The sequence below is a fragment of the Streptomyces sp. NPDC002690 genome (assembly GCF_053592415.1).
In genome coordinates, this window is sequence record NZ_JBSFVR010000698.1 from 1 (window position 1) to 1,581 (window position 1,581).

General features: G+C 73.4%; 1 protein-coding gene. It reads right to left on the reverse strand.

The genetic code is table 11. The features are described from left to right. Positions 1-96: 96 nt before the first annotated feature. Complete coding sequence (gene lysA, locus ACWD3D_RS36805) at positions 97-1,509, reverse strand: diaminopimelate decarboxylase (RefSeq protein ID WP_451464986.1); 1,413 nt, start codon at positions 1,507-1,509, stop codon at positions 97-99. Positions 1,510-1,581 lie beyond the last annotated feature (72 nt).

Sequence of the window (1,581 nt, forward strand, 5' to 3'; positions counted from 1 at the left end):
CGCAACATGGGCTAGGGGCGCGGCGGCACCGTGGTGTTGCTCCGCTGGATCTCCGCGTGTCCGGCGGGGCGTCGTCCGCCGGACACCACCCGGACTTCAGACCCCGACGTCCCTCCGCCGGAGGTCGTCGAGGGACTCGCGGCGTACGAGCAGCCGCGCGGTGCCGTCCGACACGGCGACCACCGGCGGCCGGCCGACGAGGTTGTACCCGGAGGCCATCGACAGGTGGTACGCCCCGGCCGCCGGGACGGCGAGCAGATCGCCCGGGTGCACGTCGCCGGGGAGTTCCACGGCATCGGCCAGGATGTCGCCGGCCTCGCAGTGCCGGCCCACCACGGTCATCATCACCCCGGGTGCGGTGGAGGCCCGTCCGACCATGCGGGGCACGTACCGCACCCCGTACAGCGCCGGGCGCGGGTTGTCGCTCATGCCGCCGTCGACGGCGACGAAGGTGCGGGTACCGGTGCGCTTGACCGCGAGTACCCGGTACACGGCGACGCCCGCCGGACCGATGACCGCCCGTCCGGGTTCGACCGTCAGCCGGGGCACCGGCAGCATGGACCGGGCGCAGCCGGCGGCCAGTTCGGCACGGATGCGCGAGGCGAGGGCGGGGACGTCGAGCGCGGGTTCGCCCGCCCGGTAGGCGATCCCGTGCCCGCCGCCCATGTCCAGTTCGGGCAGCACCACCCCGTGCTTGTCCCGGGTGCGGGCGAGGAGCCCCACCATCCGGCGCAGCGCGGACACGTACGGCGTGATCGAGGTGATCTGCGAGCCGATGTGGCAGTGCAGGCCGACGAGTTCGAGTCCCGGCTGACCGAGGACGCGGTCGATGGCGTGCTGGGCAGAGCCGTCCATGAGGGAGAGGCCGAACTTCTGGTCGTCGGTACCGGTGCGCACCGCCGCGTGACCGCCGGCCGAAATGCCGGGCACCACGCGGATCATGACGGGCTGACGGGTGCCGTGCGGCACCAGAGCGGCGAGGCGTGCGATCTCGGAGGTCGAGTCGAGCACGATCCTGCCGACCCCGAGCCGCACGGCGGTGCTCAGGTCCTCCGGGCTCTTGGCGTTGCCGTGCAGCACGATCCGGTCGGCGGGGAAGCCCGCGCTGATCGCGAGGAGGAGTTCACCGGCCGAGCAGACGTCGAGCCCGAGCCCTTCTTCGCGTATCCAACGGACGACGGCCCGGCTCAGGAACGCCTTCGCCGCGTAGACGACGTCCGCCTCTTCGGGCGGGAAGGCGGCCCGGTAGGTCCGGCAACGGTCGCGGACCTCGTGCTCGTCGAGCAGGTACAGCGGGGTGCCGAACCGTTCGGCTGCCTCGGCCAGGGAGACCCCGCCCACGGTCATGTCCCCGTGCGGGCCGGGACGGGTGGAGGCGGGCCAGACGTCCTGCGGGTACGCCTGCCACGCCGGGGAGGCGCACGGGGCGAGGGCGGAGGGCGCGGTCGGGGAGCCGGACGGGGCGGCTGAGACGGCTGAGCGGCGGACTTCCCCGGCCGGGAAGGGCATCAAGGTCGGCCCGTACACCTCGCAGTTCAAGAACCTGGAGCCCGCGGTCACCTCGACGCTGAGCAAGGTCTC